At 56.8% G+C, this 15,262-nt stretch carries 8 protein-coding genes and 1 rRNA gene; 3 read left to right on the forward strand and 6 right to left on the reverse strand.

The window, feature by feature from the left end:
• Nucleotides 1-64: ribosomal RNA gene (locus BQ7486_RS00350) — 16S ribosomal RNA — on the reverse strand; the annotation flags it as partial.
• A gap of 389 nt (nucleotides 65-453) precedes the next feature.
• Between BQ7486_RS00350 and BQ7486_RS00355 the strand changes: the two genes are divergently transcribed.
• Complete coding sequence (locus tag BQ7486_RS00355; RefSeq protein WP_074008549.1) at nucleotides 454-2,244, forward strand: M61 family metallopeptidase; 1,791 nt, start codon at nucleotides 454-456, stop codon at nucleotides 2,242-2,244.
• A 64-nt stretch (nucleotides 2,245-2,308) separates the two neighbouring features.
• On the opposite strand, the gene BQ7486_RS00360 is transcribed toward BQ7486_RS00355, so the two are convergent.
• The 4 genes from BQ7486_RS00360 to BQ7486_RS00375 form a co-directional block, all read right to left on the reverse strand.
• A complete protein-coding gene (locus BQ7486_RS00360; protein WP_022372390.1) occupies nucleotides 2,309-3,808 on the reverse strand; it encodes a glutamate synthase subunit beta in 1,500 nt (499 codons plus the stop codon).
• A gap of 12 nt (nucleotides 3,809-3,820) precedes the next feature.
• Nucleotides 3,821-8,494, reverse strand: coding sequence for a glutamate synthase-related protein (locus tag BQ7486_RS00365; RefSeq protein WP_074008550.1), 4,674 nt, complete (start codon nucleotides 8,492-8,494; stop codon nucleotides 3,821-3,823).
• A gap of 309 nt (nucleotides 8,495-8,803) precedes the next feature.
• Nucleotides 8,804-9,886, reverse strand: a complete 1,083-nt coding sequence (aroB, locus tag BQ7486_RS00370; protein ID WP_074008551.1) for a 3-dehydroquinate synthase — start codon at nucleotides 9,884-9,886, stop codon at nucleotides 8,804-8,806.
• The gene (locus BQ7486_RS00375; RefSeq protein WP_074008552.1) at nucleotides 9,883-10,467 is read right to left on the reverse strand and encodes a shikimate kinase; all 585 of its coding nucleotides are present in this window, start codon (nucleotides 10,465-10,467) and stop codon (nucleotides 9,883-9,885) included. The genes aroB and BQ7486_RS00375 overlap by 4 nt, the downstream gene beginning before the upstream one ends.
• A gap of 189 nt (nucleotides 10,468-10,656) precedes the next feature.
• On the opposite strand from BQ7486_RS00375, the gene ahcY reads away from it, so the two are divergent.
• Nucleotides 10,657-12,057 carry an adenosylhomocysteinase gene (ahcY, locus tag BQ7486_RS00380; RefSeq protein ID WP_022372394.1) on the forward strand — a complete coding sequence of 467 codons (1,401 nt, stop codon included), beginning with the start codon at nucleotides 10,657-10,659 and terminating at the stop codon, nucleotides 12,055-12,057.
• A gap of 71 nt (nucleotides 12,058-12,128) precedes the next feature.
• On the opposite strand, the gene BQ7486_RS00385 is transcribed toward ahcY, so the two are convergent.
• Nucleotides 12,129-12,698 carry a 5-formyltetrahydrofolate cyclo-ligase gene (locus BQ7486_RS00385; protein WP_022372395.1) on the reverse strand — a complete coding sequence of 190 codons (570 nt, stop codon included), beginning with the start codon at nucleotides 12,696-12,698 and terminating at the stop codon, nucleotides 12,129-12,131.
• Nucleotides 12,699-12,781: 83 nt separating this feature from the next.
• On the opposite strand from BQ7486_RS00385, the gene BQ7486_RS00390 reads away from it, so the two are divergent.
• The gene (locus BQ7486_RS00390; RefSeq protein WP_074008553.1) at nucleotides 12,782-15,019 is read left to right on the forward strand and encodes a lytic transglycosylase domain-containing protein; all 2,238 of its coding nucleotides are present in this window, start codon (nucleotides 12,782-12,784) and stop codon (nucleotides 15,017-15,019) included.
• Nucleotides 15,020-15,262: the final 243 nt, after the last annotated feature.

Genomic DNA, 15,262 nt, shown 5'->3' on the forward strand with positions numbered 1-15,262 from the left:
CGACTTGCATGTGTAAGGCATGCCGCCAGCGTTCAATCTGAGCCAGGATCAAACTCTTCACTTGAATCCTGCTTTTTGGTCGTACTCAAATCACTCGCAGAAACTGACTGAGATAAATCTCAATCATTTCTTTGGCTTAAAGTCTGAGTACTTCCGATTTTTTTTGCGTTTCCATGAAGAAACTGCATTTTTCAGAAGCACCCACACTTATCGGTTCGTCTGTTTCAGATTTTTAAAGAGCGTTTGTTGCCGTTTCGTCGGCGACAAGGTTGCGTATATTACACAACCGTTTTTCGTTTTGCAAGTCCGTCGGAAAATTTTTTGTTTTCTTTCGGCTTTGCGCCTTCGTCTTAACGGCGAAGGGTGCGCATTATGCAGACTCTTTTAGTCTCTGTCAACTCCCTGCGATAATTTCGCCTGTCAAATCTTTTCTCAGCCCGAAGGTGTTCACTCATGCTGCGCTACGACATCAGTCCTCTGGATCCTGAAGCTCATCTTTTCATTATCGGCATCACTGTCTCAGATCCCACGCCCAACGAACAGTTTCTGAGGCTTCCCGCCTGGATTTCCGGCTCTTACCTTGTGCGTGACTTTGCTGGAAACGTACAGAACGAGAGAGCCGACATTGCCGGGCGTCCCGTTCCGATGGACAAAGTCGACAAGAGCACGTGGCGCATTCCCACCAAGGGCATCAAGGATGGTGAGGTACTGCACGTTTTCTACGAAGTCTGGGCATTTGACAATTCCGTACGGACCGCCTACCTCGATGAATGCCGCGGATTTTTCAATCCCGGCTGCGTGTTTATGGAAGTGCTCGGCATCAAACCGGAAAAGAAAATTTCCGTCATGATCCGTCAGCCCGAGGATCAGACGCGTGCCGAACAATCTGACTGGAGTGTGGCCACCGCGTTAAAGCGGGCAAAAGGGACGGAGCGCTTCGGCTGGGGACTTTATGAAGCCAGCGACTACGATGAGCTCATTGACAGCCCCGTTGAACTCGGCACCTTTACCGCCGTCACCTTTAAGGCGCACGGCACAAGGCACGATGTTGTTTTTTCCGATACACCGGTCAACTTCGACATTGAAAAACCCATGGAAGACATGCGGGCCATCTGCGAGCATGAAATCGCCTTTTGGGACCCTGAGAGCAAAAAAGCGCCGATGCGCGAGTATGTCTTTTTAGTCAATGTCACCAGCGCCTCCTACGGCGGGCTGGAGCACCGTGCAAGTACGGCATTGCAGATTCCGGCGCGCTGTCTGCCGTCCGTACACGACAAGTCCCGCACCGAAGACTATGTACAGTTTCTCGGACTTGTGGCACACGAATACTTCCATACCTGGAACGTCAAACGCATCAAACCCGCCGAATTCACCGATATCGACTTCAGCACCGAAATACCGACAGAACTGCTCTGGTTCTTTGAAGGGTTCACAAGCTACTACGATGATCTCATCGTGCGGCGCTGCGGTCTCACGGATAACGACGGTTACGCCAAGCTTCTCACTTCAGTAGTCCGCTCCGTTCTTGAAACCAATGCGCAGACAGTGCAGACGCTCGCTCAGGCAAGTTTTGACACCTGGATCAAGTTCTACAAGCCTTCCGCCAATACCGCAAACGCCAATGTTTCCTACTACCGTCAGGGGGCATTGGCTGCCTGGGTCATTGATGCCGCAATCCGCGCAGAAAGTAAGGGAGCAGCCTCTCTTGACGATGTGATGCGGGCTCTCTGGCAGCAGTTCTGTGAAGCCGGCAAAGACTACGCAGGGCTTACGGAAGAAACATTTCTTGAGACAGTGGCTGAAACAACCGGATGTGACCTCACGGATCTCATCGGAAAGCTTATCCACACCACGGAGCGCCCCGACTATCAGAAGCTGCTGAAACCCCTCGGAGTTACCTTTGAAGAAACAAAAACCGATACGGTGAGAAGTCTGCTCGGTCTTTCAGGCATCGGTTCGGAAGCCGGTTTTACCGTGAAAAACGTCTACGACAAGGAAGCCGCTCAGTGGGCCGGCATTTCCGCCGGTGATGTCCTTATTGCCCTGGACGGCGTGAGGATCAAAAACAACAATCTCGAAAAGCTGCTTACACGCTACGGTGAAGGCGATGAGATGGTGGTGCACGCCTTCCGGGATGATGCGCTGATGGTCTGGGCACTGCTGCTCGGGCACTCTCAGCCGTGCCGCTCGACGGTGTCACTGAAAAAACCGACTGCCCTCGGTAAAAAGTGGCTTGAAGCCTGACGGAACGATCCGCATCTGAAGCGGGAAAAAATCTCCCGCTTCAGACGCGGTGACTGCGGTCAGATCAGGCTGCTTCCTGCTGAGGCTGAGAAAGATACCTGTCAACGGCGTCAGCACAGCGCAGACCTTCGCGCAGGGCTCTCACCACAAGCGACTGTCCGCTGCGGGTATCGCCGCAGGCAAAGACTCTCGCGTCCGACGTGACAAAGGGGTTCATCCCGTTTTCCGGCTGCGCCAAAGCGTTGCCGCGGGCGTCCTTTGCCAGAGCAAAGGCATCAAGCAGCCCCTGAGAGGGCTGCGTAAAGCCCATCGCCAGAAAGACACGCTGCGCGGGAATTTCAAAGGCACTGTCAGGAACCTCCTTCGGCGTAAAGCGCCCTGTGGCCGGATCCTTTGCCCATTCAATCTTCACGCAGCGCACTGCACGGACATTGCCTTTGTCATCAAGAAGGATTTCCTTGGTGGAGGTCTGCCACATCCGCTCACAGCCCTCTTCGTGCGAGGTAGAGGTTCTCAGAATGCGGGGCCACTCGGGCCAGGTCGCTTCCTTATCCTCTTTTTCGGGCGGCATCGGCATCAGGTCGAGCTGATAGATCTTGCCCGCCCCCTGGCGGCGCGCCGTTCCGACGCAGTCGCTGCCGGTATCACCGCCGCCGATCACAACAACGTCGCAGCCGGCACAGTCAACCGCCGTTTTCTTTACTTCACCGGCAACCTGACGGTTCTGTTCCTGCAGCAGATCCAGCGCAAAGTAAACACCCTTGCCGTCTCTGCCGGGAACATTAAGGTCACGCGGCGTTTCTGATCCGCAGGCAAGCACCACGGCATCAAACTGCGCAAGCAGTGTTTTTGCCTGCACAAATTTGCGCGCCGCACTGTGAATCCCTTTTTCGAATTCGCGCACTCCGACGGCCGTATTCATCTCAAAGCGCACCCCCTCTTCCTGCATCTGAGAAAGGCGCTTATCGATGAGATCCTTCGTGAGCTTAAAGTCGGGAATACCGTAACGCAGCAGACCGCCCGCCTTGGGTGCCTTATCAAAGAGCACGACATCGTGTCCGGCACGGACCAGGCGCTGGGCGCAGGCCATGCCGGCGGGGCCGCTGCCCACCACCGCAACCGATTTTCCGGTCTTTGCCAGCGGCGGCAGAGGCTTCACCCAGCCCGCTTTCCATGCTCTGTCGATAATTGCGCGTTCAATCGTCTTGATGCCGACAGCTGCATCCTCCATCAGATACTGCGTGCAGCCGGGCTCACAAAGGGCCGGACACACGCGGCTGGTGAATTCCGGAAAGGGATTCGTGGTCGTCAGGCACTCCCAGGCGGAGTGCCACTTACCCTCACGGACGAGGAGATTGAAATCAACTGGACGGTTGTGCAGCGGACACATCGCCGAACAATAAGGCGTACCGCAGTGCAGGCAGCGCCGGCTCTGCTGATTCACGCTTTTTTCATCAAGCGCAATCGTGAAATCACGGAAATGCTGAATGCGCTTTTCAACGGGCTCATGTCCGAACTCAATACGCACGAGCTTATTCTGTTTTGTTTCTTTAACCGGGATCATCCGTTTGTCTCCTTATTTGGCACGTGCCTGCAGAACTTCGCGGTACTGCAGCGGAATCACTTTCACAAAGCGGGCTCTGGAACTGGCCCAGTTTCTGAGCAGCTCTTCAGCCTGAGCCGATCCCGTGTATTTGAGGTGATTGCCGATAAGGCGGCGCAGAATTTCTTCGTCGCTTTGTCCCATATGCCAGGTTTCGGACGAACTCATGCGTGCCTGCTCCTCAGAGCTCACAACACGTTCAAGCGCAACCATGGACGTGTTGCAGTGCGCTTCAAAGTCCCCGTTTTCATCGAACACGTAGGCGACGCCGCCCGACATACCGGAAGCAAAATTGCGGCCGGTTTTACCGAGCACGACAACAGTGCCACCTGTCATGTATTCGCAGCCGTGGTCGCCGGTCCCTTCGACGACGGCTTCCGCGCCCGAAAGGCGCACGGCAAAGCGTTCACCGGCAACGCCGTTAAAGTAGGCCTCGCCGGAAGTCGCGCCGTAAAGCGTCGTATTGCCTGCAATCATGTTCTGACGACGGTCGCCGTGGAAGTCCGCCGGCGCACGCACGATGATGCAGGCGCCGGAAAGGCCCTTACCGACATAGTCATTGGCTTCACCCACGAGGTCAAGCGTCATACCGCGGCAGGCAAAGGCTCCGAAAGACTGGCCGGCCGTGCCGTGAAATTCCAGATGCACCGTATCGTCAGGCAGTCCCTCGGCGCCGTAACGGCGCACGATCTCGGCTGAAATCTGCGTGCCTGCCGTACGGTTGACGTTGCAGATATCCGTGGTGAGCGTCACGGCTTCACCTGCCTCAATGGACTTCAGAAGCTTCGGCAAAAGCCGTGCGTCAAGCGAAATCTCCAGCTTGTGATCCTGGCCGCTTGTATGACGGATATGCTCCGCAACCGTATCCGGACGGTAAAGCAGACGGTTGAGGTCAATGCCTTCAAGTTTGGGATTGCCTTCGGGCAGCGCCTGCTCCAGCAGATCACTGCGGCCGATCAGATCCTCGAACCGGGCAATGCCGAGGCTTGCCATGATCTCGCGGACTTCTTCAGCAACAAAGAAGAAATAATTCACAACGCTCGAGGGCTTACCCTTAAAGCGCTTTCTGAGTTCAGGATCCTGTGTAGCGATACCGACCGGGCAGGTGTTGAGATGGCACTGACGCATCATCAGACAGCCCTCCACCACCAGCGGTGCCGTTGCAAAGCCGAATTCATCGGCCCCGAGAAGCGCTCCGATCACCACGTCGCGCCCGGTCTTTATCTGACCGTCGACCTGCACCACCACGCGGTCGCGCAGATGATTGAGCACGAGCGTCTGCTGCGTCTCAGACAGACCGAGTTCCCAGGGGCTGCCCGCGTGCTTAACAGAAGAAATGGGGCTTGCCCCCGTGCCGCCGTCGTGGCCGGCGATCACGATGTGATCGGCCTTGGCTTTGGCCACACCCGCAGCCACCGTACCCACGCCGTTTTCGCTTACGAGCTTGACGGAAATATCTGCCCGGCTGTTGGCGTTTTTCAGATCGTGGATAAGCTGCGCTAGATCTTCGATCGAGTAAATATCATGATGCGGAGGGGGCGAAATCAGTCCCACGCCGGGAACGGAGTAACGCATCTCGGCGATGTACTCCGTCACCTTGTGCCCGGGCAGCTGACCGCCTTCACCGGGCTTAGCCCCCTGCGCCATCTTGATCTGAATCTGGTCGGCACTGATCAGGTACTGCTCCGTCACGCCGAAACGGCCGGAGGCGACCTGCTTGATGCGGCTTCTGAGACTGTCGCCCTTTTCAAGCGGCACCTCCGCCACAATGCGGTCCTTACCGAGAATATCCGCAAGCGTCTGGCCTGCCTTTACCGGGCTCTTGCCGAGACGCAGTTCCTCGGTGTAACGGCGCGGATCTTCACCGCCTTCGCCGGTATTGGACTTACCGCCAATGCGGTTCATTGCCACAGCCAGTGTTGCGTGAGCTTCCGCGGAAATCGACCCAAGCGACATGGCGCCCGTGGCAAAGCGGCGGACAATGTCCTTTGCCGGTTCCACCGACTCGAGCGGAATCGGCGTACGGCCTTCGGTCTTAAAGCGCAGCAGGCCGCGCAGCGTCATCTGACGGCGGCTCTGGTCGTTGATGATGCGGGCGTATTCCTGATAGGTCTTGTAATTCTTTTCACGCGACGCTTTCTGCAGTTTGACGATCGCCTGAGGCGTCCACATGTGCTCTTCGCCTTCAGCGCGCCACGCGTACTGTCCGCCCACGTCAAGTTCACCCTTGGCGTCCGGATTAATGCCGTAAGCGGCGGCGTGCTTGTCAACGGCTTCCTGCATGACGTCAAAAAGCCCGAGACCCTCAATACGCGAGGGAGTTCCGCGGAAATACCGTTCCACGAAACTGCTCTTTAAGCCGACGGCTTCAAAAATACGGGCACCGCGGTAGCTCATCAGGGTGGAAATACCCATCTTTGCCATGACTTTGGTGAGACCCTTGCCGACCGCCTTAATGTAGTGCGCAACGGCTTCATCGGCTGACGTGCCGCGAAGCGCCGCACCGGCTCTGAGCGTTGCCAGCGCCAGAAACGGATGAACGGCTTCCGCTCCGTACCCCATCAGTAGCGCCACGTCATGCGTTTCCATTACGGCGCCCGAATCAACCACAAGACCCACGTCAGTGCGCATGCCTTCACTGATCAGGTGCTGATGCAGCGCGCTCACCGCAAGCAGCACCGGAATTGCCACACGGTCGCGGCTTACGGCACGGTCAGAGACGATGAGGATGTTAAAGCCCATCTTGACGGCGTCGACAGCCTGCGCGCAGATGCCGGCAAGGCTTGCCTCAACACCGGCCTTACCCCAGGAAGCCGGATAAGTGATGTCAAGCGTCTTGCTGCGGAACTTACCGTCGGTGTAGTCGGCGATATCGTGGAGCTTGGCCATATCGCGTTCCGTGAGAATGGGCTGCGGAACCTCGATACGGCGCGGCGGATTGACGTTGTTGACGTCAAGCAGATTGGGCTTGGGTCCGATAAAGCTGATGAGACTCGTGACAAGCTCCTCCCGGATCGGGTCAATCGGAGGATTGGTGACCTGAGCAAAAAGCTGCTTGAAGTAGTCAAAAAAGGACTCGCTCTTTTTGGAAAGAACAGGAAGCGCCGCATCGTTACCCATACTGCCGATCGGTTCCTGCCCCTTTTCAGCCATGGGCATCAGGATGAGATCGATGTCTTCCTGCGTGACGGCAAAAGCCTTCTGCAACTCAAAAAGCCGTTCAGCCGGCAACACTGCTTCTTCAGGCGTGCCCGCCTTGTTTTCCAGATCCCCGAGGCGCAGATTAAGGCGCTCAACCCATTCGCGGTAGGGCTTGGCAAGCACTGACTGATTTTTGATTTCAGCGTCTTCAATGATGCGCCCCTGCACCGTATCGATCAAAAGCATCTTGCCGGGCTCAAGACGCCACTTACGGCGGATCCGGCTCTCGGGGACCTTCACGGTCCCGGCTTCACTTGCCAGAATCAGCGTATCTTCATCCGTGAGCATATAGCGCGCCGGACGCAACCCGTTTCGGTCAAGCGCCGCACCGATCTGCACACCGTCGGTAAAGACAATCGCCGCAGGTCCGTCCCAGGCTTCCATCATCGGCGCGTAGTAGGCATAAAACGCCTGGCGGTCCGGATCCATCGTTCTTGCTTTTTCCCAGGGCTCAGGCACAAGCATCATCATGGCCTGCGATAGCGAATAGCCCGACATCACGAGAAGTTCCAGGGCGTTGTCAAGACAGGCCGTGTCAGACTGCCCCTCGTAGATAAGCGGCGTGAGCTTTCGGACGTCCTTGCCGAGAACCGGCGACTCCCACGTGTTTTCGCGGGCCCGAATCCAGTTGTAGTTGCCCTTGACGGTATTGATTTCGCCGTTATGGGCGATGTAGCGGTACGGATGAGCAAGTTCCCAGGAGGGGAAGGTATTGGTTGAGAAGCGCTGGTGCACGACGGCAATTGCGGACTTCACCTTGGGGTTTTGCAAATCCGTGTAGTACTGCCCCACCTGATCGGCAAGCAGCAACCCCTTGTAAACCACGGTGCGGGTGCTCATCGAGGGCACGAAATATTCCCGCCCGTGAGTGAGGTTGAGTGCCTTGATGCGGTGAGAAGCCGCCTTACGGATCACGTAGAGCTTTCGTTCAAGAGCATCCTGCACCATAACGTCCGGTCCGCGCCCGATAAAGATCTGACGGATGACGGGCGCGCTTTTGCGGACGGTCTCGCTCATGCGCATCGTGTCATCGACAGGCACATCGCGCCAGCCGAGAACAACCTGCCCCTCGCTGCGCACTGTTCTTTCAAGCTCCTGCTCGCAGGCAGCTCTTGAAGCCCTCTCGCGCGGCAGAAAAATCATGCCGACGCCGTAATCCCCGGGCGCAGGCAGCTCCACCGACTGCCTGGCCATTTCCTCACGGTAAAAGGCATCCGGAATCTGAATCAGAATACCGGCGCCGTCACCGCACAGGGGATCGGCACCCACGGCGCCGCGGTGATCAAGATTGCGCAAAATCCCCAGAGCCTGCTCAATGACGTCGTGTGACACGCGTCCCTTGATGTTGGCCACAAATCCGACACCGCACGCATCATGCTCCTCACTGCGGCGGTACAACCCCTTTTCCTCAGCAATCCTGACGGCCTGCTGCTGCGTCGCTGACATTTGACTGTGCCCCCTGTCTTGTTTGAATTGTCTGTCCGTGAGCCGCCGCAAAACGGGCCGGGCTCCGTCCTTTTTGAATAACCATATTGCAACAGGTGATGCTGCGATAAATGCCGGGCAGCAGTATTTCGACACACAATCCCCTATATACGGGATGGCAATCTGCCTAATTTTTTCCTTTTTTCTTAAGGTATTGAAATTAGAAAGCGTTGTTTTTTGACAAAACAGCGACAAAAAAAACCTTCTCCGGCCGCGACCTCAAAGGTTCTCCGGAGAAGGTTTTTCGGCGGCTTCCGCAAGCCCGGGCAACTAAACCCAGCCGCAGCGCTTCATCGTCTTAAAAACAAGTTCAGGCTGCACTGTCTGGATCTGCGTGTCCCCGATGCGGTTCATCACAACAAAACGGATCACGCCGGCAAGCGACTTCTTGTCCCCCTGCATGGCCTTATAAGCCGCCTCCTGACTGATTCCGGGAATTTCAACGGGCAAACCGCTTGTGGCAACAAGCTTTCTCACCCGCTCTACGTCAGCCGGGCCGATGTTGCCGAGTTCCTCGCTCAGAACAGCCGCCATGACGATACCGGTTCCGACAGCCTCACCGTGCAGCCAATGGCCGTAACCGGAGAGCTTTTCAACGGCGTGACCGAACGTGTGTCCGAGATTAAGTTTGGCTCTCACGCCGGATTCCCGCTCATCTTCATGTACGATCTCCGCCTTCATGCGGCAGCAGCGCGCGACCACCTCCGAAACAACATCCGTGTCAAGCGCCCTGAGCGCCGGCATCACTTTTTCCAGTGTTTCGACAAACGTCTCGTCTCCCAGAAAACCGTACTTGATGATTTCGGCAATGCCGGCACTGATCTGCCGCTCGGGTAGTGTTTTCAAAACATCCGTATCAATCAGCACGGATCCCGGCTGATGAAATGCACCGATCAGATTTTTCCCCGCAGGAACGTTGACTCCGGTCTTGCCGCCCACACTGCTGTCAACCTGTGCCAAAAGTGTTGTCGGGACCTGAATAAAACGGATACCGCGCATCCAGATTGCCGCGGCAAACCCGGCCATATCCCCCACAACACCGCCGCCCAAAGCCACGATGACGCTGTGACGGTCAAGTCCGGCCTCTGCCGCCGCCGTCAGAATCTGATTCAGGTGCCCGAGATCCTTAAATTCCTCACCGTCGGGAAGCTCACAAACTGAAAACGGAATTTCTGTCTGAGCAACCGATGCTGCCGCCTTTTGCGCGTAAAGAGGCCCGACGGTTGTGTTCGTGACGATCAGAGCCCTGGTTGCTTTGAGGCGCTGCAGTTCTGCTCCGAGCATCGATAAGGTGCCCGAACCGATATGAATCGGATAGGAGCGCTCAGCCAAATCCACAACATAAGTAATCACGATTGTTTCTCCCGTTTGTCTTTGCCGAGTCTTTTCTCAGCCTCCCGGACAACGTCCTGCACTTCCTTCATTGCGAGAATTCTGTCAGCCACAACCTCAGGATGCGTGCGTGTGGTGCTCATCTCAACGTCGCTTACCTCAGCGTAGACCGGTTCTCTTGCCAGCATCAGCTCCCGGATTTTTGCCACCGGATCCTCGGACCTCAAAAGCGGTCGTGTCGTGTCAAAGCGTGTTCTTTCCAAAACGTCAGAGACCGTTGAGAGAAGCCTCACCACCAGGCCGCGCTTTAAAAGTTTTCTGTTGACTTCAAAAAGCGGGGCACCTCCGCCCATGGCGACAATGCAGCCGGGGCGGATCGTGAGTTCCGCCATCATTTCCGTTTCACGGCGGCGGAAACCCGCTTCCCCTTCCTTCTCAAAGATTTCAGCCACCGTCACGCCGGTACGCCGTTCGACTTCCCTGTCCACGTCAAAAAAGTCCCAGCCGAGCCTGGCGGCAAGCGCCTTACCGACCGTGCTTTTTCCGCTGGCCATCATGCCGATCAGAAACAGTGCTGACGGTTTATGTGTGTTTTCCTGCATCTTCAGACAGTTTTTTCTTTGTTGTCCGGACGAAAGATTATATGGACGGGCCGCCGCCCGCACCCGAATCCTCCGGATAGCCTCGCCTTATAATGCCGCATCCCGCGGGTACGCAGTTGATACGGCGCGTTTTTTAAGTTGCCGGCGCCCCCGGTTCCGACGGACTTCAACCTCACTTAATTTTTCGCCATGAATGCTTATCCTAAGTATGTCGTTGCCGACATGAACCTGGCCGACTGGGGCCGCAAGGAAATCGCCATTGCCGAGACTGAAATGCCCGGCCTGATGGCAATCCGCAAGGAGTATGCCGGTCAAAAACCGCTGGCCGGCGCCCGTATTTCCGGTTCTCTTCACATGACCATTCAGACGGCGGTACTCATTGAAACACTCACGGCTTTGGGTGCTGAGGTCCGCTGGGCTTCCTGCAACATCTTCTCCACGCAGGACCATGCAGCGGCCGCGATCGCCGCTGACGGCGTGTCGGTGTTTGCCGTCAAGGGTGAGTCGCTCAACGACTACTGGGAATACACCCACCGCATCTTTGAGTGGGATGACGAAGGCTTTTCCAACATGATCCTCGACGACGGCGGTGACGCGACGCTTCTGCTGCACTTGGGTGTTAAGGCTGAAAAGGATCCTTCCGTTGTGGCGCAGCCCGCAAGCGAAGAGGAAACCGCGCTTTTTGCGGCCGTCAAACGCCACCTGGCCGCAGATCCCCACTGGTACTCCAAGCGCATGGCGCACATCAAGGGCGTGAGCGAGGAAACAACCACGGGCGTGCACCGTCTCTATCAGATGGCTGCCCGCGGCGAACTGAAGTTTCCCGCCATCAACGTCAACGACTCCGTCACCAAGTCCAAGTTTGACAACCTCTACGGCTGCCGTGAATCGCTCGTTGACGGCATCAAGCGCGCCACGGACGTCATGGTCGCAGGCAAAGTGGCCGTTGTTGTCGGTTACGGTGACGTGGGTAAGGGCTGTGCGCAGGCACTGCGCGCGCTTTCAGCTCAGGTCTGGGTGGTTGAAATCGACCCGATCTGCGCACTTCAGGCCGCCATGGAAGGCTACCGTGTGGTGACAATGGACTGGGCCTGTGACAAGGCCGACATCTTCGTTACCGCCACCGGCAACTACCACGTCATCACCCATGACCATATGATCAGGATGAAGGATCAGGCCATTGTCTGCAATATCGGTCACTTTGACAGTGAAATTGATGTTGCCTCGATGCGTGCCTACCCCTGGGAAAACATCAAACCTCAGGTCGACCACATCCGTCTGCCTTCCGGCAACTCCATCATTCTTCTGGCCGAAGGCCGTCTTGTGAATCTGGGCTGCGCCACGGGGCATCCCTCTTATGTGATGTCAAGCTCCTTTGCCAACCAGGTGCTCGCTCAGATTGAGCTCTTCGAACACACCGACAAGTATCCGGTCGGCGTGTACGTGCTGCCCAAGATTCTTGATGAAAAAGTGGCGCGTCTGCAGCTCACCAAACTCAACGCGGAACTTTCTGTTCTCACGCAGAAGCAGGCTGACTACATCGGTGTGAAGGTCGAAGGTCCTTATAAGAGCGAAAACTACCGCTACTGATGCTGCGTTCGGGCTGCCCGCGCCTGCGCGCAGCCCGTGAGCGCTTGTTCCCAAGGGCGTTGCGAAGGATCTCAGAGAGCCTTTACAACGCCCTTTTCTGTTGCCGTCCAACCAAAGGCAACATCATGGGGCTCCGAGGCAAAGGCATCCGTTAAAAGTGCTTCATACCCGACCGCAACGGTCTGCGGCGCCGCAGCACGCACCTGCGGCAGCATCAGATACCGGTCGAAAAAACCCTTGCCGTTACCGAGCCTGAATCCCCGACGGTTAAAAGCAACGCAGGGCGAAAAAATCACATCCGGAAAAACTTCCGCGGTCTCCCCGGGCTCCGCAATCCCATAGACATTCTTTCTGAGTTCCCCCGCCGGCGACCAAAGGGCATAGTGCATCTCTGAGCGCTCGGCCGAATCAATCACGGGCAGTGCCGCGGACTGTGCCCGCCCGCAGCTCAGAGCCGCAACCACAGCCGGCGTTATATCCGGCTCGCCGCGAAAAGGTGCATAAAAACCGATGCACCGGAAATATTTGTCCGACAGCCAAAGGCTCACGGCCCGGCAAAGTGCCTCAGACGTCTGCGGGTCGTTTTCAGTAATACCCCGACGTACGGCAAGAAAGTGTTTCCTTAAAAGACTTTTTTCCATCCCCGCTCCCGATCGCAAGCGCTGCGCGGGTATTATTGGGCGGATTCACAGGTACGGCAACTCTTTGTTCGGATGAGAAGTCAATGGCTGTTTTTTCTACTTTCAGGCTCCTTGCTGCCGGTATTGCCGCTGCTGCCGCTCTGACTTCACACGTCCTGCCGGCGCGGGAACTTCTCACGCCCGCCGTAGCCGCTTACGATGAGCTTGCGCCGGATCTCACTGAGCCTGAAGACACCACGCTTTCCGAGGGTGCGGTCACGATTCCGGTTCCTCTGCCTGAAGAAGGTTCCGTCACAATCTCGCAGGCAGCGCCAAATACGCCGCCCGCAGCTCACACCCCGGCAGTTGCTCCCGTGACGCCCGCGCAGGCGGCCGCATCCGTCAAAATCCCATCCGGGCCGCTTGTAACAGACTCCCTTTTTACGGATGCCTACCGGGCCTACCGTAAAGGAAATCTTGACGAACTTCTCAGACTGCAGCCGCAGCTCACAGGCCACCCGCTTGCCTCCTACGTTGATCTTTGGGTGCTGCTTTTAAATGCACAGGCAAACCCGAAGGATCAGGAAACCGTCCGGCAACTTGACCGCTTTATCTCCACCCGCCAAAACGATTATGTTGCGGAACGCGCCCGTGCCGACTGGGCACGGATTGCCGCCAAAAACGACGATGCCCGGCTTTTTTACCGCCTCTACAAAAAACTGGAATGGAACCGTGAAGAGCCGGATCTTGTCTGCAGCAAGGCCCGTTTTGACCTGAAGACCGGCGACAGAAAAAAGACCGCGGCACTTGCCGCCGCCCGTACGACGCTCCGGGACACGCCGCTTGCGGCTGACCCCGCCTGTGTGCGCCTTCGGAACGACTATCTGGCGCTGCGCCCCAAAGATGCCTGGCCTCAGCTTCTGGTCCTTTTACAGCAAAAACGCTTTCAGCCCGCGCGTGACATCATTGCCCGCTACAGCCGGCAGCTTCCTGCCGCCCGCGGCACACTGCTTGCCGTTCTGAATAACCCGTCCAAGTGGTACCGGAACAATAAAAACCGGCTCGCGCGCCAAAAGGCCGCGGTTTTGCTGTTTGCCGGACTGCGTCTGGCAGGGACTGATCCTGAAGCGGCAGCCCGCATTGCCTCAACCGCTCAGAAAAAACTTTCGCAGTCCCGGGCTGCGCTTTTGTGGAGCCGCGTTGCCTATGAATCCGCCCTGGATCTGGAAGACAACGCACCGCGCTGGTACAGAAAAGCCGGCCGCAAACCGGGCAGTGCCCCCGATACGGTCGGCCAAAGCAATATTCTGCTCTGGCAGGCGCGTACCGCTTTACGTACCGGCAACTGGCACAGCGTCAGAAGGGCTGTTGAAGAGCTGCCCGCGTCAATCCGAAACACCAATGACTGGCTCTACTGGAAGGCTCGTGCTCTGGAAAAAACAGGGCAGCCGCGCACGGCACGGTCTCTGATGCAGAAAGTGAGCCGCACCAACGGCTTTTACGGACTTCTTGCCCGGGATGCGCTCAAAAAGAGCTATTACGACGCCCATGATGCCGGAACTCCGGTTCCTGCCGATGCAGCGGTCTTTGGGCGCTTTGCTTCCGATCCTTCCGTTCTTCGTGCGCTGCGCTTTTATGAGCTCGGTCTCACCATGGAAGGCAACCGCGAATGGAACTGGGCTTTAAGAAAAATGGACAAGGCCGAGCGGCTACTCTTTGCCGGATTTGCCGAGTCCCTTGCACTGACACACCGTCAGATCAACACCTCGGAGAGCACCCGCACTTTTGTTTTTGAACAGCAGTACCCGCGGCCGCACCGGGAAGAAATCGAATCAGCTGCCCGCAATGCAGGTCTTGAACCCGAATGGATTTTCGGCCTGATCCGGCAGGAATCCCGCTTTCTGCGCGTGGCCGAAAGCACCGTCGGCGCGCGGGGGCTGATGCAGGTGATGCCGAGAACCGCCCGCTGGGTTGCCAGGCAAAAAGCCCTGCAGAATTTTGAAGACGGCAAACTCACCGATCTTGCCACCAATCTCACCATCGGCTGCGAATACCTCAGACTGGTTGCCGATGCTTTCTCCGGCAGCAAGCCCCTTGCCACGGCGGCCTACAACGCCGGTCCTTCGCGGGCCGTAAGCTGGAGAGCAAAACTCGATCATCGGACGGAAGGGGCTGTTTTTGTCGAAACCATTCCGTTTAATGAGACCAGAAACTATGTCAAACTGGTTCTGGCCAATACGATGCACTACGCGTTTTATTACAAAAAAAGCAACAAAACGACACTGTCGGACATGCTCGGAGACATTGATCCGAAAGCGGAACAACCCGTCTTTCTGCCGTAACGACAGATTTCTCACAGTATTTTCCGCAGGAAGCCCGGGGCTTGAGCCCCGGGAGGAATGCGGGCTTTCGAAATTTTTTAATGGAGAAGAACTCATACAAAGCATTTCAGAGAGCCGGATACGGCAAGAGTTTGGGCAAAAGCGGTATTGCAGGATTGATAACCCGGATGACAAGTAAGGCTGAAAGCGCCGGCTGTTGTGTGGTGAAAGTCAGTCCCCGCAAAACTGCGCCCGAGTCAGCAC

Origin of the sequence: Duodenibacillus massiliensis, from assembly GCF_900128485.1 — a bacterium.
Classification (GTDB): domain Bacteria; phylum Pseudomonadota; class Gammaproteobacteria; order Burkholderiales; family Burkholderiaceae_F; genus Duodenibacillus; species Duodenibacillus massiliensis.